This window comes from Streptomyces sp. NPDC014623, from assembly GCF_043088245.1.
Classification (GTDB): domain Bacteria; phylum Actinomycetota; class Actinomycetes; order Streptomycetales; family Streptomycetaceae; genus Streptomyces.
The window spans coordinates 1-1,002 of sequence record NZ_JBIBZU010000069.1 but is presented as its reverse complement, the minus strand read 5'-3'; the positions used below and the strand labels follow the sequence as shown (position 1 = coordinate 1,002).

Genomic DNA, 1,002 nt, shown 5'->3' with positions numbered 1-1,002 from the left:
TCCTCCTCGCCGCAGATGGCCAGCAGTGTCTGTTCGACCTGCTCGCCGCGGGCCAGGGTCTGCTTCTCCATCTGGCCGTCGGCCCAGTAGGCGTCGAGGGTGGCGGCGGCGGTGACGAAGGCGGGGTTGTTGCCGCGGAAGGTGCCGTTGTGCTCACCCGGCTCCCACACGTCCAGCTCCCCCTTGAACAGGCAGAGCGCCATCGGCAGACCGTAACCGCTGATCGACTTCGACAGCGTCACGATGTCCGGGACGATGCCGGCCTCCTCGAAGGAGAAGAAACCACCGGTCCGGCCGCAGCCCATCTGGATGTCGTCCACGATCAGGAGCATGTCCTGGCGGTGGCACAGCTCCTGCAGCGCACGCAGCCACTCGGCGCGGGCGACGTTGATGCCGCCCTCGCCCTGCACGGTCTCCACGATCACCGCGGCCGGCTTGTTCAGCCCCGAGCCCTGGTCCTCCAGCAGCCGCTCGAACCACAGGAAGTCGGGCACCTGGCCGTCGAAGTAGTTGTCGAACGGCATCGGCGTGCCGTGCACCAGCGGAATGCCCGCCCCGGCGCGCTTGAAGGCGTTGCCGGTCACCGCCAGGGAGCCGAGCGACATGCCGTGGAAGGCGTTGGTGAAGGAGACCACCGACTCACGGCCCTTGACCTTACGGGCGAGCTTGAGCGCCGACTCGACGGCGTTCGTACCGGTCGGGCCGGGGAACATCACCTTGTAGGGCAGATCCCGCGGGCGCAGGACCACGTTCTCGAACGTCTCCAGGAACGCCCGTTTGGCCGTCGTGGCCATGTCCAGGCCGTGGGTGATGCCGTCACGCTCGATGTAGTCGATCAGCGCGCGTTTCAGCACCGGGTTGTTGTGGCCGTAGTTGAGGGAACCGGCACCGGCGAAGAAGTCCAGGTACGAGTGGCCGTCCTCGTCCGTCAGCCGGGCGCCCTGCGCCCGGTCGAACACCGCGGGCCAGCTGCGGCAGTAGCTCCGTACTTCCGATTCGAGG

1 protein-coding gene is annotated in these 1,002 nt (G+C 67.7%); it reads right to left on the bottom strand.

Annotated elements, in window-relative coordinates; genetic code table 11:
* Positions 1-1,002, bottom strand: a 1,002-nt coding sequence (ectB, locus tag ACF1FZ_RS35085) for a diaminobutyrate--2-oxoglutarate transaminase (protein WP_391777416.1), incomplete at both ends; no start/stop codon positions are given.